Below are 24285 nucleotides of genomic sequence, written 5' to 3' on the forward strand. Positions count from 1 at the left end.
TGGGATTATAACTTCTATATCTGCTCACATTTTATTCAAAATATCGACGCTTTATCGTTAAGTGTTAAGTATGTTTTTTGTCGAAAAAACAAAAACTTATTAACAAATGTGGTAGAATGTGGTAAAATGTGGGTATTTTTTCGATATATTTGATTTGCAAATTGAATTGCAACCTTTTTTGACCCAATAGATTGAACGCATTAATAGGAACATACGAAGTAAAAGCAGATGCCAAAGGAAGGCTTATGCTGCCAGCTGTTTTAAAGAAACAGTTGGCTCCTGTGATGCAATCTGGTTTTGTGTTAAAAAGAGCTGTTTTTCAGCCATGTCTAGAGTTGTATCCAATGCCAGAATGGGAAAAGTTGATGCAAAAAGTAAATAAGCTCAATCGTTTTAATAAAAAGAATGATGCTTTTATTCGTCGCTTTACAGCTGGTGTCAAAGTTGTAGAGGTTGATGCTACTGGTCGATTATTGATTCCAAAAGATTTACTAGCGTTTTCTGGTATAACCAAACAAACTGTTTTGGCTTCGGCAGTTAACATTGTTGAAATATGGGATAAGGATAAGTATGAAAAAGCTATTGATGACGCAGCGCTTGATTTTGCAGATTTAGCTGAAGAGGTTATGGGACAAGATGATAGTGAACATGGAGTATCATAATGCAGTTTTACTAAAAGAAACAGTCGATGGTCTTAATATAAAGCCAGATGGTGTTTATGTTGATGTCACTTTTGGTGGTGGTGGCCATAGTCTAGAGATTTTAAAAAGGCTTGGGCCAAATGGAAGACTTTACGCTTTTGATCAAGATGCAGATGCATTAGGTAATGCTATTGATGACGATAGATTTACACTTATAAACGAAAATTTTAGATATGTAAAGCGTTTTTTGAAATTTCATGGCGTAAAAGAAGTTGATGGAATCCTTGCTGATTTCGGGGTCTCTTCTCATCAGTTTGATGTTGCGGAACGAGGGTTTTCTACAAGGTTCGAAGCAGATTTGGATATGCGGATGAATCAGGATAGCGCACTTTCAGCTTTCGATGTCGTAAATACTTATGAAGAAGAAGATTTGAAACAAGTATTGCTTCAATATGGTGAGTTAAGGCAAGCGCCAGCAATGGCAAGAGTGATAGTTGAAGAAAGAAAAAATCATGAAATAAAAACAAGCGAACAGCTTAAGAGAGTTTTAAAACGCTTTCTAAATCATAGAAAAGAAAATAAAGTATTAGCTCAGATTTATCAGGCTATACGAATAGAGGTAAACCAAGAGATTGAGGTTTTAAAAGAATTGTTGCAGCAAACGCCAGAGATATTAAAAGTTAATGGTCGGTTAAGTTTTATCTCTTACCATTCTCTAGAAGATAGATTGGTAAAACGCTATATAAGAAACGGTTTGTTTGAAGGTGAACCAGAGCGAGATATGTTTGGCAATTTCGAAGTGCCACTAAAAAAAGTAGGAGGACTGATAGTTCCTTCAAAAGAGGAAATTAAAATTAATAACAGAGCACGAAGTGCAAAACTAAGGATAGCAGAGAAATTGTGAAAAAAAGTATCTACGGCATATTAAGAGGTACATTTCTAATCAGTGATGATTCGTTCAAAAATTGGCGGGTCATTCTTTTTATTTCTGGACTAGCCATAATTATGATTGCAAGTGCTCATAGTGCAGACAAAAAAGTATTTGAAATATCAAGGTTAAGTGACGAGGTTAAGGATTTACGCTCGGCTTTTGTTGATGGTCGCTCAAAACTGATGAGATTAAAAATGGAATCTACCATTATAAAAAAAGTAGAAGAAAAAGGGTTGGAAACTTCAAAAGTTCCGCCTAGAAAAATAAAAATTATAGCACAAGATTAACATTGGCAACAACAGAAACTAACATATTAAACAGATTGTACTTCGTAGCAGGCTGTATGTTTGTCTTTGCACTTGCCGTTGTTTTTAAGTTGTGTACAATTCAGTTTGTCGACGGTGATAAATATCGTGCGATGGCGCAAAAACGTTCTGTTAGAGCATTTGATATTCCTGCGAATCGTGGTAATGTGTATTCTGCTGATGGTAGCTTGCTTGCGACATCTATTCCAAAATATAATATTGGTATAGATGCTGTAACGTCTTCAAATAAAAATTTCAATAAATACATAAAACCACTTTGTGATTCATTGTCAGTTTTTACAGGAAAGTCTTCTGGTAGTATTGAGAAAAAAATAACAAAAGCAAGAAACACAAAGGATCAGTATTTGTTATTGCTTAAAAATCTATCCTATTCGGAGTTTGTAAGAGTTCGGGATTTTCCGCTTTTTAAATTAGGATCTATACGTGGAGGTTTTGTGTATGATCAAACAACAAAACGTGAACATCCTTTAGGAGGCATTGCTGAGCGTTCGATTGGATACGAACGGAAAGACGAAAACAACTATTACACACGTGTTGGTATAGATGGTGCTTTTGGTAAGGATTATTTACGAGGTAAAAATGGTAGACGTCTTAAGCAAAAAATTGGAAAAGGTGAATGGAAACCTATTAGGGATGTCAATGAAGTAGAGCCACAGAATGGCTATGATATTTACACAACCATTGATGTAAATGTTCAAGATATAGCACACCACTCTTTGTTAGGTCAGCTGGAAAAGTATGAGGCTGAGCATGGCTGCGTAGTAGTAATGGATGTGAAAACAGGCGAAATAAAAGCTATTTCTAATTTGGGTCGTAACCGTGAAGGTAAATATTACGAGCGTCTTAATTATGCCGTAGGCGAAAGTCATGAGCCAGGTTCTACTTTTAAAGTTATGGTAATGATGGCAGCCTTAGAGGATAAGGTAATTGATACTTCTACTGTAGTTGATACTAAAAACGGACGTAAAAGATTTTATGGACGTGATATAAATGATTCTGGAGCTGGTCATGGAAAAATTTCTGCGGCAAAAGCTCTAGAAGTTTCTTCGAATATAGGTCTGGCTACTATTATTGATGATAATTATAAAGACAAACCTCTTAAGTTTTTAAATAGACTTTATTCGTGGAGATTAAATGACACATTAGGTGTTTCGATTATTGGAGAAGGTATTCCTGATATACCTAAACCAGGTGATGAGATCTGGAGTAAAAATGCATTGCCCTCTATAGCTTATGGTTACAATATGAAATTGACACCTTTGCAAACATTAGCTTTTTATAATGCTATAGCTAATGATGGTCAGTTGATTAAGCCAAGGTTCTTAAGAGCAGTTAAAGAGTTTGATAGAGATATAGAAGTTTTTGAGAAGGAAGTATTGGTAGATAAAATTTGCTCCGACCAAACACTTTTCAAAATAAAAGACATTCTAAAAAATATAGTAGTAAGAGGAACAGGAAAGAAGCTGTATTCTGAAACATTTTCAATGGCAGGAAAAACTGGCACAGCCCGAACTGACTATGGAGATTACGATGCGTGGTTAAAAGACCGAAAATATGTGTCATCATTTGCAGGATATTTTCCGGCGGAAAATCCTAAGTATTCATGTATAGTGGTTATACATAAACCAAGCACTAAAGTTGGTTTTTATGGCGCCGATGTCTCTGGGCCAGTTTTCAAACGAATCGCACAAAAAATATATACCGACACACCTTTAATTGATGAGATGCAGTCTGTCGAATTTAATAATCCTCAGGTTGTTCAAGATTTTGAGAAATTCAACTCAATTTCAAATAAATACAAAACCATTATGCCAAATTTAGTAGGTCTTCCTGCTATGGATGCTGTTGCGTTTTTGGAGAATATGGAAGTAAAAGTAAAAGTAAAAGTAAACGGAAGTGGAGTCGTTACATCACAATCTATTTCAAAAGATATAAAGCTTAAGTTTAATCAAACCATTGTTTTAGAAGCATCTTGAAACCTTTAAAAGACATATTGTATAAGGTTACTATTAACGCAGTTGTGGGTAGCACTAGCATTGCTATAAATAAAATTGAATTCGATTCACGAAAGATAGAATCTAATGATGTTTTTGTAGCGATTGTTGGTGCTATTTCTGATGGACACGATTATATCAACAAGGCTATTAGTGATGGTGCTAAAGCAATTGTATGTCAGATGTTACCAGAAGATTTGGTGGCTGATATTACATACATAGAAGTCGAAAATTCTAATAAAGCTTTAGCCTTTATGGCAGCCAATTATTACGAAAATCCTTCAGAAAATTTAAAGTTAGTCGGTACAACAGGAACTAACGGAAAAACTACTGTTAGTTCTCTATTATACCAGTTATTTAAAAAAGCAGGTTATAAAGTTGGGTTGTTATCTACGGTAAAAATTATGGTAGATAATACAGAGTATAAGGCGACACATACCACGCCAGATTCTTTAACTATAAACAAGTACTTACAGTTAATGAGCGAAGATGGTGTAGAATTCTGCTTTATGGAAGTGAGTTCTCATGGTATTCATCAAAGTAGAACTGAAGGGTTGTATTTTACTGGCGGAATTTTCACAAACTTATCTCACGACCATTTAGATTACCATAATTCATTTGCGGAATATAGAGATGTGAAGAAAGCGTTTTTTGATGCTTTGCCAAAAACGGCATTTTGCTTGGTGAATACTGATGATAAAAACAGTCTGGTAATGATCCAAAACACCAATGCAAAAAAATATACTTACGCTTTAAAAACGTATGCAGATTACAAGGCTCAAATCTTAGAAAATCAATTTGGAGGATTGCTTTTAAAGTTGAATGATAATGAGGTTTGGACAAAACTAATTGGAAATTTTAACGCCTATAATTTGTTGGCAATTTATGCCACTTCAGAATTGTTGGGGTTAGATAATGAAGAAAGTTTAAGATACATAAGTGAGTTAGAAAGTGTAAGCGGACGTTTCGAATATTTTGTGTCCGAAGAGAAAATTACAGCTATTGTTGATTATGCGCATACACCAGATGCACTAAAAAACGTGCTAGAAACTATCAATGCGATACGGACTAAAAACGAAGAATTGATTACAGTCGTGGGTTGTGGTGGTGATAGAGATGCCGAAAAAAGACCTAAAATGGGACATATAGCTTCAGCTTTAAGCACAAAGGTCATTTTTACAAGTGATAACCCTAGAACGGAAAATCCTCAAACAATTATAGAAAATATTGAAGCTGGTGTAGAACCTCAGAATTTTAAAAAAGTAGTTTCAATTTTAGATAGAAAACAGGCTATAAAGACGGCGTGTCAAATGGCGCAACCCAATGATATTATTCTTATTGCTGGTAAGGGTCACGAAACCTATCAAGAGATAAATGGTAAAAGATCAGATTTTGATGATTATAAAGTCGTAGCGAAATTATTAAGGCAATTGCAAAAGTAAAACTATGTTATACTACCTATTTGATTATTTAGAAAAACAGTTCCAGTTTCCTGGAGCAACACTCTTTGGGTTCTTAACATTTAGGGCAGCTATCGCGATGATTTTGTCTTTGTTGATTTCTATTGTTTATGGAAAAAGAATTATCAAATTTCTTCAGAAAAAACAAGTCGGTGAAACAATTAGAGATTTAGGTTTAGAAGGTCAGGCCGAAAAAGCAGGGACACCAACAATGGGCGGCTTAATCATAATCCTAGCAACATTGATACCAGTGTTGTTACTAGCTCAATTGGCAAACATATATATCATACTGCTAATTGTGACTACGATTTGGATGGGAGCAATTGGTTTTATAGATGATTATATCAAAAAATTTAAAAACAATAAAGAAGGTTTAAAAGGACGGTTTAAAGTCCTTGGACAAGTTGGTTTGGGTATAATCGTTGGAGCAACATTATATTTTCATCAAGACGTAACGATGAAGGAAAAGTTACCAATTGAGCAACAAAAAGTACTGCTTGCTGAAAATCCAGACATAGAGCCTTTTAAATTATTTGAAGCTGAAGAAAAGTCAACAAAAACAACAATTCCTTTTGTTAAAAATAATGAGTTCGATTATGCAGATTTGATTACATGGATAAGTCCAAGTTTAGAAAAATACGCATGGGTTATTTTCATTTTAGCAGCAATATTTATAATTACAGCAGTGTCAAATGGTGCAAATTTAACAGATGGTATTGATGGTTTAGCTGCAGGAACTTCAGCCATTATTGTCCTCACCTTAGGAATCTTTGCTTGGGTTTCTGGTAACATTATTTTTTCAGAATATCTTGATATTATGTTCATTCCAAGAGTATCAGAAATTACAATTTACATCGCTGCATTTGTTGGAGCATTAATTGGATTTTTATGGTACAATACATATCCGGCGCAAGTATTTATGGGCGATACCGGAAGTTTGACCATTGGAGGAATTATAGCTGTTATTGCAATTGCAATTCGTAAAGAATGGTTAATCCCTATTCTGTGTGGAATATTTTTAGCAGAAAATTTGTCAGTAGTCATGCAAGTCAGCTACTTCAAATACACGAGAAAGAAATTTGGTGAAGGCAGGCGCATTTTTAAGATGTCGCCTTTACATCATCATTATCAAAAATCAGGATATCACGAAAGTAAAATAGTCACAAGATTTTGGATTATCGGAATTCTTCTAGCCATTTTAACCATTGTGACATTGAAAATTAGATAGATGAAAAGGCTAGTGATTCTTGGTGGAGGAGAAAGTGGAGTTGGTACAGCACTTTTAGGAAAAGCAAAAGGATACGATGTTTTTGTTTCGGATAAAGGCGAAATAAAAAAGAAATATAAGGAAGTTCTTATACATAATGAGATTAAATGGGAAGATAAACAGCATACAGAATCAAAAATTTTGAATGCAGATGTCATAATGAAAAGCCCTGGAATTCCTGATAAAGTGAGTTTGGTTCAACAAATTCGCGAAGCTGGAATATCGATCGTTTCAGAGATTGAGTTCGCTTCAGATTATACAGATGCGACTTTAGTTGCAATTACAGGAAGTAACGGTAAAACAACAACTGCAAGTTTAGCACATCATATTTTAAAACAAGATCTTAATGTTGGTTTAGCAGGAAACATTGGAGACAGTTTCGCAAAGCAAATCTTAGAGGGAAATTACGATAACTATGTGCTAGAGATAAGTAGTTTTCAGTTAGATGATATAAAAGATTTCAAGCCAAAAATTGCAATTCTCACAAACATTACCCCAGATCATTTGGATCGCTACGATTATAAGTTTGAAAACTATATCGCTTCAAAATTCAGAATTGTAGAAAACCAAACGGAGGACGATTTTTTCATTTACGATGCAGATGACCCAGTAATTGAAGACTGGATGAAATCACACGTCATTAAATCTCAAAAATTACCATTTTCATTAACTAAAGTTGTTGAAAATGGAGCATATATAAAAGACAAAGAAATAATAATAACTATAGATAACAATCAAATAATTATGCCAATAAAGAAACTAGCATTAGACGGTAAACACAACGTTAAAAATGCAATGGCTGCATCAACGGCCGCTCATTTGCTTAAGATTAGAAAGCAAACCATAAGAGAAAGTTTAGAGAACTTTCAGGGTGTGGAGCATCGTTTAGAAAATGTACTTAGAATTAATAAAGTGCAATACATAAACGACTCAAAAGCTACTAATGTTAACGCTACTTATTTTGCATTAGAGAGTATGCAAGCGCCTACAGTTTGGATAGTTGGTGGTGAAGATAAAGGTAACGATTACAAAGAGCTTTTTCAGTTTGTGAATGAAAAAGTAAAAGCAATCATTTGCCTAGGTGTCGATAATGGAAAACTTATGGAGACTTTTGGGAATATGGTCGACGTAATTATAGAAACTCAGTTTATGAGTGAAGCTGTAAAAATTGCTTATAAAATAGCGAGTGCAGGTGATAATGTGTTGCTGTCTCCAGCTTGCGCAAGTTTTGATTTGTTTGAAAACTATGAAGACAGAGGTAGACAATTTAAAGAGTCGGTTCGTAAATTATAAATAATTAATGCAGACTTTGTTTCAAAATATAAAAGGGGATAGGCTTATATGGGCGATAGCTGCTTTGTTGGCTGTTTTCTCATTTTTGCCTGTGTTTTCTGCTGCTAGTAATTTGGCATATACTGGTGGTTCAGGAAGTACATTTCCTTATTTGTTTAAACATGGTGTGCATCTTTTTTTAGGATTTAGTATTATGTATGCTGTTCATCGCATACCCTATCGTTACTTTAGAGGTTTGTCTATGGTTATGATTCCTATAGTTATAGTTTTATTGATTGTAACAGTACTTCAGGGTACAACTATAGATGGAGCTAATGCAAGTCGATGGATTAAAATTCCAATTGTAAATATGTCGTTTCAAACATCAACATTGGCATCTGTTGTTCTAATGGTATATGTGGCGCGTTATCTATCTAAAATCAAAGACAAAGAAGTAGGTTTTAAAGAAACTATTTTGCCATTATGGATGCCGGTTTTTGTTGTACTAGCCTTGATTTTACCAGCTAACTTTTCAACCACAGCTATAATTTTTGCTATGGTAGTTTTGTTGACTTTTCTCGGAGGATATCCAATTAGATACTTAATGGTAATCATTGGTTCGGGAATAATGGCGTTAGTTTTATTTGTTTTAGTAGCCAAATCTTTTCCAGATGTAATGCCTAACCGTGTCGATACATGGATAAGTAGAGTTGAGAATTTTGCCAATGGTGAAGACACGGAAGAAGATTACCAAATTGAAAATGCTAAAATAGCTATAGCAGTAGGTGTGACGCCACAAGGTCCAGGCAAGAGTAAGCAAAAGCATGTATTACCCCAATCGTCATCAGATTTTATTTTTGCAATAATAATAGAAGAGTATGGGCTTTTCGGAGGTGTGTTTTTACTTACAATGTATTCTTGGTTTTTATTTCGGATTGTTATTGTGTCTCAAAAATCAGATACCATTTTTGGAAAACTTTTGGTACTTGGTGTTGGTTTGCCAATCGTATTTCAAGCATTAATCAATATGGCAGTTGCAGTAGAGTTGTTTCCAGTAACAGGACAGACCTTACCATTAATAAGTAGCGGAGGTACATCAATTTGGATGACTTGTTTAGCTATAGGAATCATAATAAGTGTTAGCGCAAAGCGAGAAGAAATAAAAGCAAAAGAAGGTGAAGAATCGGAGGATAATCCTTTAGATATTTTATCAGAAACAATATAAGATTGAGTCAAAATAAATCAACATATAATTTTATTTTATCTGGTGGTGGAACAGGCGGGCATATTTATCCTGCAATAGCAATTGCAAATGAATTAAAGTCACGGTTTCCTAATTCAAAATTTTTATTTGTTGGTGCAAAAGACCGAATGGAAATGGAAAAAGTTCCACAAGCAGGCTATAAGATTGAAGGACTTTGGATTTCTGGTATTCAACGAAAACTGACTTTAAAGAATTTGATGTTTCCTTTTAAATTAATGTCAAGTCTATTTAAGTCTAGACGAATTATTAGTAAATTCAAACCAAATGTTGTAATAGGGACTGGTGGTTTTGCAAGTGGTCCTTTACTGCAAGCGGCAAACTCAAAAAATATTCCAACACTTATTCAAGAACAGAATTCATATCCTGGAATTACAAATAAGCTATTAAGTAAAAAAGCAAATAGTATCTGTGTGGCTTATGAAGGTTTGGAGCGTTTTTTCCCAAAAGAAAAAATTGTTTTGACAGGTAACCCAATCCGAAAAGACTTAATAGAGATTGAAAGTAAAAAGGTTTCAGCTCTGAGTGAATTTAACTTAGATGAAAATAAAATTACACTTCTTGTCTTAGGTGGAAGCTTAGGAGCAAGACGTGTAAATCAACTCATTGAAAGTAAGCTGGAATTTTTTAAAAATCACGATGTGCAATTAATCTGGCAATGCGGAAAATTATATCACGAGCAGTACAGTAAATACAAAGTACAAGATAATGTACAAGTACATGCGTTTCTAAATAAAATGGATTTAGCTTATGCGGCAGCTGATATTATTATCTCTAGAGCAGGTGCAAGTTCTGTCTCTGAACTTTGTGTCGTTGGTAAACCTGTGATTTTTATACCATCACCAAATGTTGCAGAAGATCATCAGACAAAAAATGCGCAAGCAATAGTTAATAAAGATGCAGCTATTTTAATTAAAGAAGTACAGCTAGATACTGATTTTGATAATGTATTCGAGCAACTTTTAAAATCGAAAAATACAAGAAATAACTTAGGTAAGAATATTAAGAAATTAGCATTAGTTAATGCAACTATCGATATAGCAGACGAGGTAGAAAAGCTTTTGAAAAGCCTATCTTAATCTTCCCAGAGGGAAGAAATGAATATGAGTAAACAAGAGAAATATACATACAACAGTGAGCAAGTCCTTTCCTCTGGAAAGGATTTAGGAAAGGCCTTTGTCTATTTCATAGGAATCGGCGGTATAGGCATGAGTGCTCTGGCGCGCTATTTTGTGGCTAATGGAAATAAGGTTGCTGGTTATGATAAAACACCTTCGGATATTACAAAAGCTTTAGAGAATTTGGGTGTCTCGATTCATTTTGAAGATGATATAAATAGTATTCCGGCTGAATTCAAAAAACAGTCTTCAACCTTAATAATCTATACACCAGCTATTCCCAAAACACACTCAGAATTCAATTACTTTTTAGATAATGGCTTTAAGGTGAAGAAGCGTTCAGAGGTTTTGGGTGATATTACTAAAAATACATTTTGTTTTGCTGTTGCTGGTACTCACGGTAAGACTACGACAACGAGTATACTTGGGCATTTACTAAATGAATGTAGTGTAGAGATGACCGCTTTTTTAGGAGGAATCAGTGAAAATTATAACTCAAACCTTATCGTTAACGGTACTAAAGTGACAGCTGTTGAAGCCGACGAATTTGACCGTTCATTTCTAACGCTGTCACCAAATTATGCATGTATTACCTCAATGGATGCGGATCATTTAGATATTTATGGAGATGCTTCAGAACTAACAAAATCGTTTAAAGATTTTACAAAAAAAATAAAGCCAAATGGAAAGCTATTTGTTAGAAATGGTTTGCCAATTGAAGGAATAACATATGGTATTGAAGATAATTCAGACTATACAGCACAAAATATTAGAATAGAAAATGGAACTTATATTTTTGATGTAAAAACCCCAGAAACTATTCTAAAAGATTTCAGATTTAACCTACCTGGTAGACATAACTTGTCTAATGCATTGATAGCATTGGCGATGTCTGTAGAATATGGTCTCCCTCGACCACAGCTCGCCAAAGCTTTAGCATCTTACAAAGGCGTAAAGCGAAGATTTACATATCAGATCAAAACTGATGATTTAGTTTTTATTGATGATTATGCACATCATCCAGAAGAAATTAATGCAGTACATCAAGCAGTTAGAGAAATGTATCCTGAAGAAAAGGTACTAGCAATATTTCAGCCACATCTTTTTTCTAGAACTAAAGATTTTGTAGACGAGTTTGCAGAAGCTTTGTCTCAGTTTGATGAAGTGATACTTCTAGATATTTATCCTGCAAGAGAATTGCCAATCGACGGTGTTAATTCTTCTTGGTTATTAGGAAAAATATCTAATCAAAACAAAGTATTAAGTGGTAAAAAAGAGTTAGTACAAAATATTAATGCCAGTTCTGCCAAAGTTATTTTAACCATTGGTGCTGGAGATATAGGAGAAGAAGTAAAAACGATTAAAAAAGCATTGTGTGTTGAAAGTTAATTGTGGTTACATAAAAGTATTGGTTTTACTAGTGATAGTAGGGTTTTTGTATGCTTTTACAAATACCAGAAATAAGTCACGCATCATCACAAAACCAGAGGTGAAATTTTCAGGTTCGGCTAACTTATTTCTTACACATGATAATGTTAGTAAATTGTTAATACAAAATCCAAGTGGTCTTAATAATGACACTAAAGATATTATAGATTTGAATGTATTAGAATCTGCCCTAAATTCTAATCCAATGGTGAAAAATGCAGAGGTCTTTATGTCGGTAAATGGAAGGTTAACTGCCGAAGTTGAACAAAAAAGACCAATAGCAAGAGTATATACAAACGCTTCATACTATATTGATGATGAAGGTTCGTATATGCCGCTATCAACAAATTATTCAGCAAGAGTGCCGCTAGTAACAGGTACGGTTTATAAAACCAAGCTAGATAAAATTTACAAAATTGCAATGGTTATAGATGCAGATGAGTTTCTAAAGCAGCATGTCATAGAGATTAATCAAGATGCAGACCAAAACATAAGTTTAAGATTGCGGAAATACGATTTTAGACTAAACTTTGGAAGCTTAAACAAGCTTGAAAAGAAGATAAATAATTTTAAAGCTTTTTATAAAAAAGCAGTAAATGATAAGACAATAAACACGTATAGTAGTGTAAACTTAAGGTTTGATAACCAAGTGATATGCACCAAAAAATAAATTATGGAAAAGCATAATATTTCGGTAGGATTAGATATAGGAACCACAAAGATTGTGGCTATGATTGGTCGAAAAAATGAATACGGAAAAGTTGAAATTTTAGGCGTTGGTAAATCTAAAAGCTTAGGCGTTCATCGTGGTGTTGTAAATAATATTACACAAACAATTCAATCTATTCAGCAAGCAGTTCAAGAAGCAGAAGTTGCCGCTTCAGAAAAAATAGAAGGTGTTACTGTAGGTATTGCAGGTCAGCATATACGCAGTTTACAGCATAGTGATTATATCACAAGAGCAAATTCGGAATTGGTGATTGATGAAGCCGATATTGATCGTTTAATTAACCAAGTTCATAAACTTGTAATGCTTCCTGGAGAAGAGATTATTCATGTTTTACCACAAGAATTTAAAGTCGATGGTCAGGCCGAAATTACTGAGCCAATTGGGATGTATGGTGGAAGATTAGAAGCAAATTTTCATGTCGTTGTTGGTCAAGTATCTTCAATACGAAATATTGGGCGCTGTGTAAAAAGTTCTGATTTAGAATTAGAAGGTATCACACTTGAACCATTGGCTTCAGCAAATGCGGTTTTAAGCCAAGAAGAAAAAGAAGCAGGTGTAGCTTTAATTGATATTGGTGGTGGAACAACAGATTTAGCTGTTTTTAAAGATGGAATTATTCGTCATACAGCTGTAATTCCTTTCGGTGGAAATGTTATTACTGAGGATATCAAAGAAGGTTGTTCAATCATCGAAAAACAAGCCGAATTATTAAAGATGAAATTTGGTTCAGCTTGGCCAGGAGAAAATAAGGATAATGAAATTGTATCTATTCCAGGTTTAAGAGGCCGTGATCCAAAGGAAATTACACTCAAAAATTTATCTAAAATCATCCATGCTAGAGTTGTGGAAATTATAGAACAAGTCTATGTAGAAATCAAAAACTACGGACACGAAGAACAAAAGAAAAAGCTTATTGCTGGTATTGTATTAACTGGTGGCGGAAGCCAGTTAAAGCACCTTAAGCAATTAGTAGAATATATTACAGGTATGGATACCAGAATAGGCTATCCCAACGAGCATTTAGCTGGCGGAAGTGATGAAGAAATTGCAAGCCCACTTTTTGCAACAGCTGTAGGTCTAGTTATGGACGGTTTACAACGTCAAGACCGAAAATTAGCTGAAGAAATAGAAGAAGGCAGCCCTGTAAATGAAACTGAAACTATTGAGTCAAATCAAGAAGAAATATCAAAAGAAGTACAAAAAGAACGTCGTTCGTTTTTAGATAAACTCACAGAAAAAGTGAAAGATTTTTTAGACAACGCCGAATAAAATATAATTAATCAATCCATAAATAAAACCCCATAACAAAGTTAATATGAGCAACAGCAACGAATTTGGGAATATTGCCTTCGACCTTCCAAAAAATCAATCTAATGTCATTAAAGTCATTGGTGTTGGTGGTGGCGGAAGCAATGCAATTAATCACATGTTTCAACAAGGCATCAAAGGTGTAGATTTTGTTATTTGCAATACTGATGCACAAGCCCTCCAGAACAGTGGTGTGCCAAACAAGATTCAATTAGGTGTAAACCTTACAGAAGGACTTGGTGCAGGTGCAAATCCAGATGTTGGAGAACAATCTGCAGTCGAAAGTTTAGAAGACATTAGACGCATGTTAGATACCAATACAAAAATGGTATTTATAACAGCAGGAATGGGTGGTGGTACCGGAACAGGAGCCGCACCTATTATTGCAAAAATGGCTCGAGAATTAGATATTTTAACTGTAGGTATTGTAACAATGCCATTTCAGTTCGAAGGTAAAATGCGTAACCAGCAAGCTCACGAAGGTATAGAGAAACTAAGAGCGCAAGTAGATTCTTTAATTGTAATCAATAATAATAAACTTCGTGAAGTTTATGGGAACCTTGGTTTTAAAGCAGGATTCTCAAAAGCAGATGAGGTCTTAGCAACTGCTTCACGAGGTATTGCAGAAGTTATTACGCATCACTATACACAAAATATTGATTTACGTGATGCTAAGACAGTACTAAGTAAAAGTGGAACAGCAATAATGGGTTCTGCAACAGCTTCAGGTCAGACACGTGCTCAAGAAGCGATTATGAAGGCTTTAGATTCACCATTATTAAATGATAATAAAATCACAGGAGCCAAAAATGTATTGTTGCTTATCGTATCTGGTTCTCAAGAGATTACTATCGATGAAATTGGAGAGATTAATGACCATATCCAAACAGAAGCTGGTCATGGCGCTAACATTATAATGGGTGTTGGTGAAGATGAATCACTTCAGGAATCTATATCTGTAACGATTATAGCAACAGGTTTTGATATTGATCAACAAAACGAAATTTCAAATACTGAGGCCAAGAAAGTTATCCATGCTTTAGAAGAAGATTTTAAAGAAGAGGTTGAAGTTCAGGGTATTGAACCAGCTATTATATCTCCAGATATTGTTTTAGAGAAAGAAGCCATTGAAGCACCAATTATACATACATTAACTGAAGATGACTTTGAGGAAGAATCTTCAGTAATTGAAAATGAGCTTATAAAAACAACTGATGCTATCAAAAACATCAATGTTATTTATGATGAAGTTTTAGATGCAAAGCCGGTCACAGAAGAAGATTTTATCATCACTCCAATTAAGCAAAACGAAGTTGAAGTGTCTGATGAAGAAAAGGAAGAAGAGCAAATCACTTTGACTTTTGATTTACCACTATCTCAATTTGATGGAGAAAAAATTGAAGAACCAGAGACAGGAGATGAAAAAATGTTATTTCAACTTGAAGAAGAAGTCAAAGAAATTACAGTTACAGATCCGATAGAATTAATATCTGTTGATGTTGTAAATGAAGAAGGAGAGAAGCGTTATGTTTTAGATGACATTTCCTCTTCAGATACAGAAACAACTACCCAAGCTAAGAAAGAAGTTGAAGTAAAAGAAGAAATTGTTTTCGAAAAGAAGACATTACCTGCAGAAGAAGCTGAAGAAGAAATTCAAGGTGAAATCGACCCAATGAATAGTCCAATTTCTGAAATCTTAAAAGCTAGAGCAGATGAGCGTCGTAAGAAAATGAAAGACTTTAATTACAAGTTCAATAATGCAAAAATTGACGAAATAGAAAAAGAACCTGCGTACAAAAGACAAGGTGTTAATTTAGAAGACGCTCAGCACTCTTCTGAGACAAATGTATCTCGCACTTCTGTAGGAACAGACGATAATGACGACATTCAGTTAAGAAGTAATAATTCTTTCTTACATGATAATGTCGATTAATGGTTAATCTATTGAAGTACTAATTAAGTACAAGTATCAAACCCGAAAAGCCCCTCAGCTTTTCGGGTTTTGTTTTAATAGTTTAGTATCTTCGCAATCCAAATTAATAATTAGAATTATGAGTTTACAAGCAGATATAATGACCGCAATGAAAGCGGCTATGAAAGAGAAAAACCAGACCGCTTTGGCTGCACTAAGAGCAGTTAAATCTGAGATTTTATTGGCAAAGACTTCTGGTGGTAATGGTGAATTATCCGAAGAAGATGAGATTAAAATTTTATCTAAACTCGTAAAGCAACGTAAAGACAGTGCGTCGATTTTTACAGAGCAAAATAGACAAGATTTAGCAGAGCCGGAGTTAGCTCAGGCAGAAATAATTAGTCAATTTTTACCCGAGCAATTAGATGAATCTGCCATCACAGTAGTAGTAGAAAAAGCAATAGCTGATACAGGAGCCCAAGGTATGAAGGATATGGGTAAAGTTATGGGTATAGTTAATAAGCAATTAGCTGGACAAGCTGACGGTAAAACAATATCTACTATAGTTAAGACAAAATTAATGTCTTAAATCGTATACTTAGGCCTCGTAGTTCAACTGGATAGAATATCAGATTTCGGCTCTGAGGGTTGGAGGTTCGAATCCTCTCGAGGTCACGAATAAATAGTTTAAACGAAAAAATGCCGAGTTTGCTCGAGTATTTTTTAGTTTAAACTATTTTCAAAGCGGAACGCTTTAGGAAGCGCGAAGCTAATCCTCTTGAGGTCAATTAATCCTAATATCTTTAAATAGAGTTATTAGGATTTTTTATAAGACGTCATCTATAAATATTTACAAGTTAACTATTCAGACTGTTTATTCATCGAAAAACTATAATACAAGGGAGTTAACAATTTAATATTGCGTGTAATAATTAATACCATTATTCATGTTAGCAGATTTAATCCCTTTATTCACAGTAATACTTTTTTAATAGTAGTATTTTTATTTATTTACAAAAATTCTTTACTAACTCATCCAGAGGTAAAGAGTCTTTCCTCTGAGAAACCATTTAAGTCCATAAATGATATGGACATGTCTTATTTAAATCAAAGTCTCAAAAACTTAGAATATATTAGTCAATTTGAACATTATTTATCCTGCAGAGAAGATTCTGACTTTTCATCAGAATTTCTTCAGAGCTTTAATCAATTAAAGATTGATGCACAACTAGCAACGCTAAATAGTACTAATGCAATAATGAAAAAAGTTAAAACTGCAGCTTAATTTTTAATTTCCATTCGTCGACACTTAACTGCCATCCAACGACACTTAATCTCGCTTAACCGAAATCAAAATTATAAGTATAGTACATAATTTACCTTGCATTATTCTAAAATGTAAAAACTGATTATGATACCTCTTAAAATAATGCTTATTGAAGATGATATGATTGAAGTGATGAAGCTAAATAGAGCAACTAGTTCACTAAAATTAAACCATAAAATAATCGAAGCTAATAACGGAGAAGAAGCACTTAAAGCTCTTGAGCAAAAGGATAATCTTCCAGACATTATTTTGTTAGATTTAAATATGCCTAAAATTAATGGTATAGAATTTTTAAAAATTCTAAAAACTGACGAAAGGCTAAAATATATACCTACCATAATATTAACCACCTCCAATAATCAACGTGATTTATTGGAGTGCTACAAAATAGGTGTAGCTGGTTACATTCTAAAACCATTAAAATATGAGGAGTATGTTTTTAAAATAGAAAAATTATTATCATATTGGAGTATTAATGAATTGATTAAAGTATTATGAAAGGAATAATATTTACCGAGTTTTTAGAATTAGTTGAGAATAAATTTGGTCTTGGCATGGTCGATAAAATCATCAACCAGTCAGAATTGAAGTCTGGAGGTGTTTACACTTCAGTAGGTACATATGAATTTTCAGAAATGCTACAGCTTATATCTCAACTGAGTGAAAATACCGATATATCTGTCGATGATTTACTTTTAGTCTACTCTGAACATCTATTTTCTGTTTTAATAAACTCTTATCCCAGTTTAATTGAGCATTACAAAACCCCTATGGATCTTTTAGCATCAATTGAAAACCATATACATGTAGACGTGCAAAAAATTTATACAGAAGCACAATTACCTACTTTTGAACTAGAAGAACGTACAGAAACTAAAATGGTAATGGTTTACAAATCTGATAGAGCTTTATACATGCTAGGTAAAGGATTAATGCTAGAAACATTTAAACTCTTTAACATCCCTGTGGATATTAAATTTGAGAAACTTAATGATGATGGCACAGAAGTAAGATTTTTTATAAATAAAAAATAAGGATTTTGGAGGAAGTAGATATTCTTAAAAGAGCACTGGTTAGAGAAAGAGCCTCAAGAAAGGCTGCTGAAGCTATTCTAGAGGCTAAATCTGCTGAACTTTATAACCTGAATAAAAAATTAGAAACCTCACATGAAAAACTTAATGTCTTATATAATAAGACTACCTCTCAACTTCAAGGTGTTTTTGAAAATATAGTAGATGCTTATGTGATTATGGATTTATGGGGTAATGTTTTAAAGATGAATGATGCCGCTGTAGAATTGTTAGGATTTCAAAGTGCTAAAGATGATTATAATTTAATAAAAATTGTCAATCCTAAAGAAGTACATCGCATAGCTCCTGCATTTAGGACTTTAAATGAAAAAGGTTCTATTACAGATTTTAAAATAAAGATAGTTACGCTAAAGAAAGAGCACAAACTTATTCATATTAATGCCAGTATCATCTATGAAAACAATATTCCCGTTGCCGCCCAAGGAATTATTAGAGATATAACATTGGATAACAATTATCAATTAGCAATTGAAAGCGAGAAACAAAAGTATAGTAATGTAATAGCCAATATGAATCTTGGTTTAGTTGAAGTAAATAACAACGATGAAATTTTGATGGTTAATCAAAGTTTTGAAATTATGTCTGGATATTCAGCAAAAGAACTTATTGGAAAAAAAGGATCAGAACTATTCTTTGAACCTAGCAATAATACTATTAATTCAGAAACAAGAAAACGAATTAGAGGGGAATCCAGTTCTTATGAATTAAATGTAAAGACTAAAGCTGGTGATTTACGTTGTTGGCTTGTAAGCGGTGCACCTAATTATGATGCAAAAGGAAATGTAATTGGTTCTATTGGAATTCATTTAGATATAACGGAAGGAAAAAGAAACTTAAAACTATTAAAAGAGAAAAAAGATGAATTAGATATCATTTTAAATAATGCCTCCATAGGAATTGTGCTTGGAAAGAATGAAAAAATTTTGAGAACAAATCCAAGCTTCAATAAAATGTTAGGATATAAAAGCAATGAACTATTTGGAAAAAATATGAGTCATATCACAGTATTAGATGATTTTTATGAGAATCAACATAATTTAGATAAATTAAGTCAAGGACTAATTGATAACTTTATAATCAATAAAAGATTCAGATGTAAAGATAAATCTTATATATGGGCAAGGACCAATGTTTCTGGAGTACGAGATTACAACGGAGAATTAAAATATCAAATAGCAACAATAGAAGATATAACTACAGAAAGGAATAAGTCTTTGATTTTTCAAATGATTAATAATTTGACAAAATCGATTTTAGGTAAAATAAATGTAAATGAATTAGCATGGGAAATCGTTAATATTTTGGGAGAATATTTACAAACGGAAGATTGTGTAATTTATGTTGTTGACAATACTAATAAAACGCTACAACAAGTTGCGGCGCTAGGGAATAAATTGGATGAAGATAAAAATATTTTAAATAAATTAACTTTTTCATTTGGAGAGGGAATTGTCGGTGAGGTGGCTAAAACGGGAAAGTCAGAACTGATAAAAGATACTTCAAAAGATAGTAGATATGTTATAGACGATAAGATGAGATTTTCAGAGATAACAGTCCCAATAATTAGAAATAGCAAAGTAATAGGAATTATAGATGCTGAGCACATAAATATAAATTATTTTACCAAAGAACATTTGAAAACATTAGAAAGTGTTGCTCATATAGTAGGAATACAAATAGAAACAGCGGTTAACATTAGTAAAAGAGAAAAAGCAGAAGCAACAAATAATGAGTTATTAGAAAAATTAGAAAAAAGTAATTTTGAATTGCACGAATATGCACACATTGTCTCACATGATTTAAAGTCACCTCTCAGAAGTATTAATGCTTTGGTAAATTGGCTTAAGGAGGATAATCAAGATAAATTTGATGAAAATAGTCTTCAAAATTTATCTCATATTGAAGCTATATTAGAAAAAATGGAACTTTTGATTTCTAATGTCTTGGAATATTCCGGTATTAATTCAAATGATTATGACACTGAATATGTAGATTTAAATGAGCTTATAAATGAACTTTCAAAGATTTTATTAATTCCTAAACATATAAAATTTAATGTTACAAGACGACTTCCGATTGTAAAAGGTGATAAGGTTAAATTGCAGCAACTCTTTCAAAACTTAATTGGAAATGCTATTAAGTTTAATGACAAAAAGGAGGGCTTAATAGAACTAGATATAGAAGATGAAAATTCATTTTTTCAGTTTTCTATTAGTGACAACGGTATGGGAATTGAAAAACAGTATCACGACAAGATTTTTAAGATGTTCAATGCTTTAAATAAAAGTAAAAATTCCACAGGTATTGGACTATCCATCGTTAAAAAAATAGTAGACTTGTATAAAGGTCAGATTTGGGTTGAATCCGAATATGGTAAAGGTACAACCTTTCACTTTACACTTAAGAAATAGAAAATGCAACAACCAAATTTATCATATTTAAAAAGCATGTCTGATGGTGATAAGGTTTTTCAGCAAAAATTAATAGATATCATAAAGTCTGAGTTTCCAATAGAGAAAAAACATTACCTTAATAATATTAAAGATAAAAATTTTAAAGCAACAGCTGAAAATGTTCATAAAATTAAACATAAAATTAGTATTTTAGGACTTGTTAAGGGTTATGAAATAGCGGCTAATTATGAAAATAACCTAAATCAAAATAGTACTAAGGGTAAAGCTGAATTTGAATCTATATTAAAGTTAATAACAAAATTTTTAAAGACCATATAAACCTACTTTATGAATTGTATTATTATTGATGATGAAGCGACAGCAAGAGCTATAATTTCTCAATATTGCTCAAATGTCTCAAGTTTGAATATGTTGGAAGAATTTTCAAATGCAATGCAAGCCATAAAATATCTTAATCAAAACATAGTAGACTTAATATTTTTGGATATTCATATGCCAGATTTTACAGGTTTTGATTTTATAGAAACTTTAAAAAATATACCAAAAATTATCCTTACCACATCAGATGCTAATTTTGCTATACTAGCATTTGAGTACGATTGTATTGTCGATTATTTGGTAAAACCAATAACACCAGAACGTTTTCAAAAAGCAATTCAGAAAGCAGAGTCTTCACCAACTGTAAAAAAATCTACTGGAGAAAGTTCTACTGAAAAAGTCGAAACGACATCAGGCAATGATTTGTATGTCAATATCGATAGAAGACTTATTAAAATCGATATCCCAAGTATTTATTTGGTAGAAGCCAAAGGCGATTATATCCATGTAAAAACAGAAGATAAAAATTATACAGTACATTCAACGCTTAAAAAAATTGAAGAGAAATTACCAGATAGCTTATTCCTTAAAGTACATCGTTCATATATTATTAACGTCGATAAAATTATTGATATCGAGGATAATAGTGTGCTTATAAAAAAGGATGTGATACCTGTAAGTCGTTCAAATAGACCTGAGTTAATGAAAAGACTAAATTTACTTTAAAGCCATTGGTCGATAGTAAACGGTCTTCCGTCGCTTCCATTTCTATGCCAATCGAAAATTAATAAATAAACTCTGATAGCTAGATAGTTTTGTTTCATATTATTAAATGAAATAGAATGAAATCAGAACTTTACACTTTAAAAAATCAACTAAGATTAATCCTAATATTAGCATTAAGTTTTATTGGTCAAGCACAAGAAGGAGAACCTTTTTACTGCGATTATAATGCTTACTTATTTCAGTACAATGATGTTTTTGCCATAGACTTGGCTTCTGGTGACTCTTATAGAGTAGCAACAGATATAACTCCAGGTAATGTTAATGCAGCAGCTTATAATCCTGCAGACGGATACATTTGGGGTTCTTTATCATCACCTGCAAAATCTATTGTAAAGATTGGTAAGGATTTTTCTACAACAACGTATTACATTGAAGAATTGCCTAACAATGGAAGGTATATTGGAGACGTAAGTGCTACTGGAATGTATTTCCTAAAAGGTGGCGGAACAACCTATTACAAAATAGATTTAGACCCAGAATCTTCAACTTACATACAGCATAATGCTACAGAAAGCCTGTCTCAAAATATCAGTATTCACGATTGGGCATTTAACGCAGTAGATAATCAATTATATACAGTAGAAAAGAACTCGAATATACTTTACAGAATTAATCCTGATAATGGACAAGTAACATCATTAGGTGTTGTGCCAATTTTAGATGGTAATAATTATACGTATGGTGCTGTATATTTTGATGCAGACGGACGTTTTTACGTGTCGGCAAATCAAACAGGAACGATATATGTTATTCAAGCTGTGCAGAATGTGAATAGTGCTGATGATATGGAATCTAACCTGTTTGCTTTTGGACCATCGAGTGCCAGTAACGATGGTGCGCGTTGTCCTACAGCGCCAGTATTACAAGAAGATTGTGATAATGGTATTGATGATGATGGCGATGGACTTATTGATTGCGAAGACCCATCATGTTCTGGTTTTGGTTCTTGTGAGGTTATAGAGCCACCTGTTTCTGGTGGAGATGGCGGCGGATTAGAAAGTAATAATCGCCTATCTGAACAGATTAATAAGCGTAATTTTAATCGTGCGAAATCTGGTTATACATTTAATAGAAGTACAGCACCAAGGTTCGAAAGACCGCAAAGTTACTTGCAGCGTAATACCGACAATTCGTTTACCCTAGAAGACTTTATTCCTGTAGGTGTTATTGGCGAGACTGAAGCTATTAATTCTTCGCCAACAGATTTATTAGAGATTACAAATGCAACAGAGATATTCGCAGTAGATTATATGAATGTCGATACGCCTATTGCCACCATATTAGCATTAAAAACTGAAGATGGAGTTTACGAACACACTAAATATATTTGTGATCGTTTATTAGGAGCTGAGTTAATAACAGTGTCTACAATAAATATTAATGAGCAGCAGTTTATTAAATCTGTAATAAAAAATCCTGATGGTACACATGAGTTTGTATTAAGCTTATCTGCAAAAGTGATTAATAATGATGCTGAATTTGCTATAGAAAGCCACTGGAATTTAGATAAGTACGAAGAAAATACAACGTTCTATAATTTTCAGATATGGGCTAATACTGTAGACGATTTATACTTATTAGGCGCCGAGGTTTTAAACCTATTGGCTATCGAAAAGCCAATTGTAGATTACAATAATTCTGAACCACCAGTAGTATTTGTAAGAAAGGGAGAATACAACAATGGCGGATTAGACTTGCAAATTATAAATATCAATGCAACACAGAGCGTCAACTTTGATGCGGGCTATAGAACTTCTGAAACAGCTGAGTTTAGTAACCTTAATATGGATATTGACTTAAACGGGCAATACCTAACTAACATTAGAGTAGAAACTGGACTATTATTTGATATTGGTTTTAGAATCGGTGATGGCATCACTACACCAGACGATTTGTTTATGTCTGATGGCCCTTGGGGATTAGACGATTCTCAAGAAGGAACAAATATAGATAGTTATGAAATTACAACTAATGACTATACTTTTGCTGAGCAAGACAGGCCAATAGAACGTAATGTTTATTTAGACGCTACAACAAATACTTATGTTGCTGTTTATAGAGCTTTGACACCACGTTTTAAAGCTATAGACTTAACCACCTTTAGTAGTTTAAAATTTAAAGCAAAAGGGACAGGGCAATTAGAAATCGCTTTTGTTAAGGAAAGTATCACTGATTGGGGCCAACAATTTAAAAGAACAGTTACGTTATCCGATACTTGCCAAACCTATTTGCTGCCAATTGAAGAGTTTGCTTCTAGCACAGGAAACGGCTCGCTCGACGATGTAGTTACATTAGTGTTTACAATGGTATCTCAAGACGGAACATTAGTAAATAAAAAAATGACTTTAGAGAATTTAAGACTCTCGAATAACAATGCATTATCAGTAGAAGATTTTTCTAGTGACGTATCAGAATTAAGAGCATTCCCTAACCCAATGGATACGCAAACAGAATTGCAATTTACAGCTGCACAAAACGAAACAATCAGTTGTATTATTTACAATACACTTGGTAAAGAAGTGTACAAGACAACTTTTGATGCAAAATCTGGTAAAAATAGTATGACCCTAAAAAATGAAGGCTTAGTCCCGGGCTTATACTTCTGTAAGTTGCAAAGCCAATACAATGATTACAAAATAATAAAGCTATTAGTGAAGTAGAGTTTCATTAATGATTTGGTTTGATGGGCAGAAGGCAAAAG

21 protein-coding genes and 1 tRNA gene are annotated in these 24285 nt (G+C 33.3%); all 22 read left to right on the forward strand.

Annotated features, from left to right (window positions below; translation table 11 throughout):
- The first annotated feature begins 191 nt into the window (after positions 1–191).
- The 22 genes from mraZ to BTO05_RS11255 all read left to right on the forward strand — a co-directional run bounded on the left by mraZ (position 192) and on the right by BTO05_RS11255 (position 24244).
- Positions 192–662: a division/cell wall cluster transcriptional repressor MraZ gene (gene mraZ / locus BTO05_RS11150; RefSeq protein ID WP_087492742.1), complete on the forward strand. Its 471-nt coding sequence runs from the start codon at positions 192–194 to the stop codon at positions 660–662.
- Complete coding sequence (gene rsmH, locus BTO05_RS11155) at positions 649–1545, forward strand: 16S rRNA (cytosine(1402)-N(4))-methyltransferase RsmH (protein ID WP_087493349.1); 897 nt, start codon at positions 649–651, stop codon at positions 1543–1545. Before mraZ ends, rsmH begins: the two co-directional genes overlap by 14 nt.
- The gene (locus BTO05_RS11160) at positions 1542–1859 is read left to right on the forward strand and encodes an FtsL-like putative cell division protein (RefSeq protein WP_087492743.1); all 318 of its coding nucleotides are present in this window, start codon (positions 1542–1544) and stop codon (positions 1857–1859) included. The genes rsmH and BTO05_RS11160 overlap by 4 nt, the downstream gene beginning before the upstream one ends.
- Positions 1860–1915: 56 nt before the next feature.
- A complete protein-coding gene (locus BTO05_RS11165; RefSeq protein ID WP_087492744.1) occupies positions 1916–3874 on the forward strand; it encodes a penicillin-binding protein in 1959 nt (652 codons plus the stop codon).
- Positions 3871–5334, forward strand: a complete 1464-nt coding sequence (locus BTO05_RS11170; protein ID WP_087492745.1) for a UDP-N-acetylmuramoyl-L-alanyl-D-glutamate--2,6-diaminopimelate ligase — start codon at positions 3871–3873, stop codon at positions 5332–5334. The genes BTO05_RS11165 and BTO05_RS11170 overlap by 4 nt, the downstream gene beginning before the upstream one ends.
- A 4-nt stretch (positions 5335–5338) precedes the next feature.
- Entirely contained in the window at positions 5339–6580 is a 1242-nt protein-coding gene (gene mraY, locus BTO05_RS11175) for a phospho-N-acetylmuramoyl-pentapeptide-transferase (protein ID WP_087492746.1), read from the forward strand.
- Complete coding sequence (gene murD, locus BTO05_RS11180) at positions 6581–7912, forward strand: UDP-N-acetylmuramoyl-L-alanine--D-glutamate ligase (protein ID WP_087492747.1); 1332 nt, start codon at positions 6581–6583, stop codon at positions 7910–7912.
- A 7-nt stretch (positions 7913–7919) separates the two neighbouring features.
- Positions 7920–9116, forward strand: a complete 1197-nt coding sequence (locus BTO05_RS11185; RefSeq protein ID WP_087492748.1) for an FtsW/RodA/SpoVE family cell cycle protein — start codon at positions 7920–7922, stop codon at positions 9114–9116.
- 2 nt (positions 9117–9118) lie between these two features.
- Positions 9119–10231 (forward strand): undecaprenyldiphospho-muramoylpentapeptide beta-N-acetylglucosaminyltransferase, encoded by a 1113-nt coding sequence (gene murG / locus BTO05_RS11190; RefSeq protein ID WP_087492749.1) that lies wholly within the window; start codon positions 9119–9121, stop codon positions 10229–10231.
- A gap of 24 nt (positions 10232–10255) precedes the next feature.
- Positions 10256–11659 (forward strand): UDP-N-acetylmuramate--L-alanine ligase, encoded by a 1404-nt coding sequence (gene murC / locus BTO05_RS11195; protein WP_087493350.1) that lies wholly within the window; start codon positions 10256–10258, stop codon positions 11657–11659.
- Entirely contained in the window at positions 11646–12368 is a 723-nt protein-coding gene (locus BTO05_RS11200; RefSeq protein WP_317041897.1) for a cell division protein FtsQ/DivIB, read from the forward strand. The genes murC and BTO05_RS11200 overlap by 14 nt, the downstream gene beginning before the upstream one ends.
- Before the next feature lie 3 nt (positions 12369–12371).
- Positions 12372–13697: a cell division protein FtsA gene (gene ftsA / locus BTO05_RS11205; RefSeq protein WP_087492751.1), complete on the forward strand. Its 1326-nt coding sequence runs from the start codon at positions 12372–12374 to the stop codon at positions 13695–13697.
- Positions 13698–13743: 46 nt separating this feature from the next.
- Positions 13744–15669, forward strand: a complete 1926-nt coding sequence (gene ftsZ, locus BTO05_RS11210) for a cell division protein FtsZ (RefSeq protein WP_087492752.1) — start codon at positions 13744–13746, stop codon at positions 15667–15669.
- A gap of 118 nt (positions 15670–15787) precedes the next feature.
- Positions 15788–16237 carry a GatB/YqeY domain-containing protein gene (locus tag BTO05_RS11215; protein WP_087492753.1) on the forward strand — a complete coding sequence of 150 codons (450 nt, stop codon included), beginning with the start codon at positions 15788–15790 and terminating at the stop codon, positions 16235–16237.
- Between the two features lie 12 nt (positions 16238–16249).
- Positions 16250–16323, forward strand: a tRNA-Arg gene (locus BTO05_RS11220).
- Positions 16324–16741: 418 nt separating this feature from the next.
- A complete protein-coding gene (locus BTO05_RS11225; protein WP_157662580.1) occupies positions 16742–16933 on the forward strand; it encodes a hypothetical protein in 192 nt (63 codons plus the stop codon).
- 126 nt (positions 16934–17059) lie between these two features.
- Positions 17060–17473 (forward strand): response regulator, encoded by a 414-nt coding sequence (locus BTO05_RS11230; protein ID WP_087492755.1) that lies wholly within the window; start codon positions 17060–17062, stop codon positions 17471–17473.
- Entirely contained in the window at positions 17470–18009 is a 540-nt protein-coding gene (locus BTO05_RS11235; RefSeq protein ID WP_087492756.1) for a heme NO-binding domain-containing protein, read from the forward strand. Before BTO05_RS11230 ends, BTO05_RS11235 begins: the two co-directional genes overlap by 4 nt.
- Positions 18010–18014: 5 nt before the next feature.
- Positions 18015–20477, forward strand: coding sequence for a PAS domain S-box protein (locus BTO05_RS11240; RefSeq protein WP_232459735.1), 2463 nt, complete (start codon positions 18015–18017; stop codon positions 20475–20477).
- Positions 20478–20480: 3 nt separating this feature from the next.
- Positions 20481–20798 (forward strand): histidine kinase, encoded by a 318-nt coding sequence (locus BTO05_RS11245; protein WP_087492757.1) that lies wholly within the window; start codon positions 20481–20483, stop codon positions 20796–20798.
- A gap of 9 nt (positions 20799–20807) precedes the next feature.
- Positions 20808–21524, forward strand: coding sequence for a LytR/AlgR family response regulator transcription factor (locus BTO05_RS11250; protein ID WP_087492758.1), 717 nt, complete (start codon positions 20808–20810; stop codon positions 21522–21524).
- Between the two features lie 116 nt (positions 21525–21640).
- Positions 21641–24244 (forward strand): T9SS type A sorting domain-containing protein, encoded by a 2604-nt coding sequence (locus BTO05_RS11255; protein WP_087492759.1) that lies wholly within the window; start codon positions 21641–21643, stop codon positions 24242–24244.
- Positions 24245–24285 lie beyond the last annotated feature (41 nt).

This window comes from Winogradskyella sp. PC-19 (assembly GCF_002163855.1).
GTDB lineage: Bacteria > Bacteroidota > Bacteroidia > Flavobacteriales > Flavobacteriaceae > Winogradskyella.

Excerpts from the sequence above, each read along its gene's own strand:
- rsmH (WP_087493349.1), top strand. The coding sequence starts at position 649 with ATGGAGTATCATAATGCAGTTTTACTAAAAGAAACAGTCGATGGTCTT.
- BTO05_RS11165 (WP_087492744.1), top strand. The coding sequence starts at position 1,916 with ATGTTTGTCTTTGCACTTGCCGTTGTTTTTAAGTTGTGTACAATTCAG.
- mraY (WP_087492746.1), top strand. The coding sequence starts at position 5,339 with ATGTTATACTACCTATTTGATTATTTAGAAAAACAGTTCCAGTTTCCT.
- murD (WP_087492747.1), top strand. The coding sequence starts at position 6,581 with ATGAAAAGGCTAGTGATTCTTGGTGGAGGAGAAAGTGGAGTTGGTACA.
- BTO05_RS11185 (WP_087492748.1), top strand. The coding sequence starts at position 7,920 with ATGCAGACTTTGTTTCAAAATATAAAAGGGGATAGGCTTATATGGGCG.
- murC (WP_087493350.1), top strand. The coding sequence starts at position 10,256 with ATGAGTAAACAAGAGAAATATACATACAACAGTGAGCAAGTCCTTTCC.
- ftsA (WP_087492751.1), top strand. The coding sequence starts at position 12,372 with ATGGAAAAGCATAATATTTCGGTAGGATTAGATATAGGAACCACAAAG.
- ftsZ (WP_087492752.1), top strand. The coding sequence starts at position 13,744 with ATGAGCAACAGCAACGAATTTGGGAATATTGCCTTCGACCTTCCAAAA.
- BTO05_RS11215 (WP_087492753.1), top strand. The coding sequence starts at position 15,788 with ATGAGTTTACAAGCAGATATAATGACCGCAATGAAAGCGGCTATGAAA.
- BTO05_RS11225 (WP_157662580.1), top strand. The coding sequence starts at position 16,742 with ATGTCTTATTTAAATCAAAGTCTCAAAAACTTAGAATATATTAGTCAA.
- BTO05_RS11230 (WP_087492755.1), top strand. The coding sequence starts at position 17,060 with ATGATACCTCTTAAAATAATGCTTATTGAAGATGATATGATTGAAGTG.
- BTO05_RS11235 (WP_087492756.1), top strand. The coding sequence starts at position 17,470 with ATGAAAGGAATAATATTTACCGAGTTTTTAGAATTAGTTGAGAATAAA.
- BTO05_RS11245 (WP_087492757.1), top strand. The coding sequence starts at position 20,481 with ATGCAACAACCAAATTTATCATATTTAAAAAGCATGTCTGATGGTGAT.
- BTO05_RS11250 (WP_087492758.1), top strand. The coding sequence starts at position 20,808 with ATGAATTGTATTATTATTGATGATGAAGCGACAGCAAGAGCTATAATT.
- BTO05_RS11255 (WP_087492759.1), top strand. The coding sequence starts at position 21,641 with ATGAAATCAGAACTTTACACTTTAAAAAATCAACTAAGATTAATCCTA.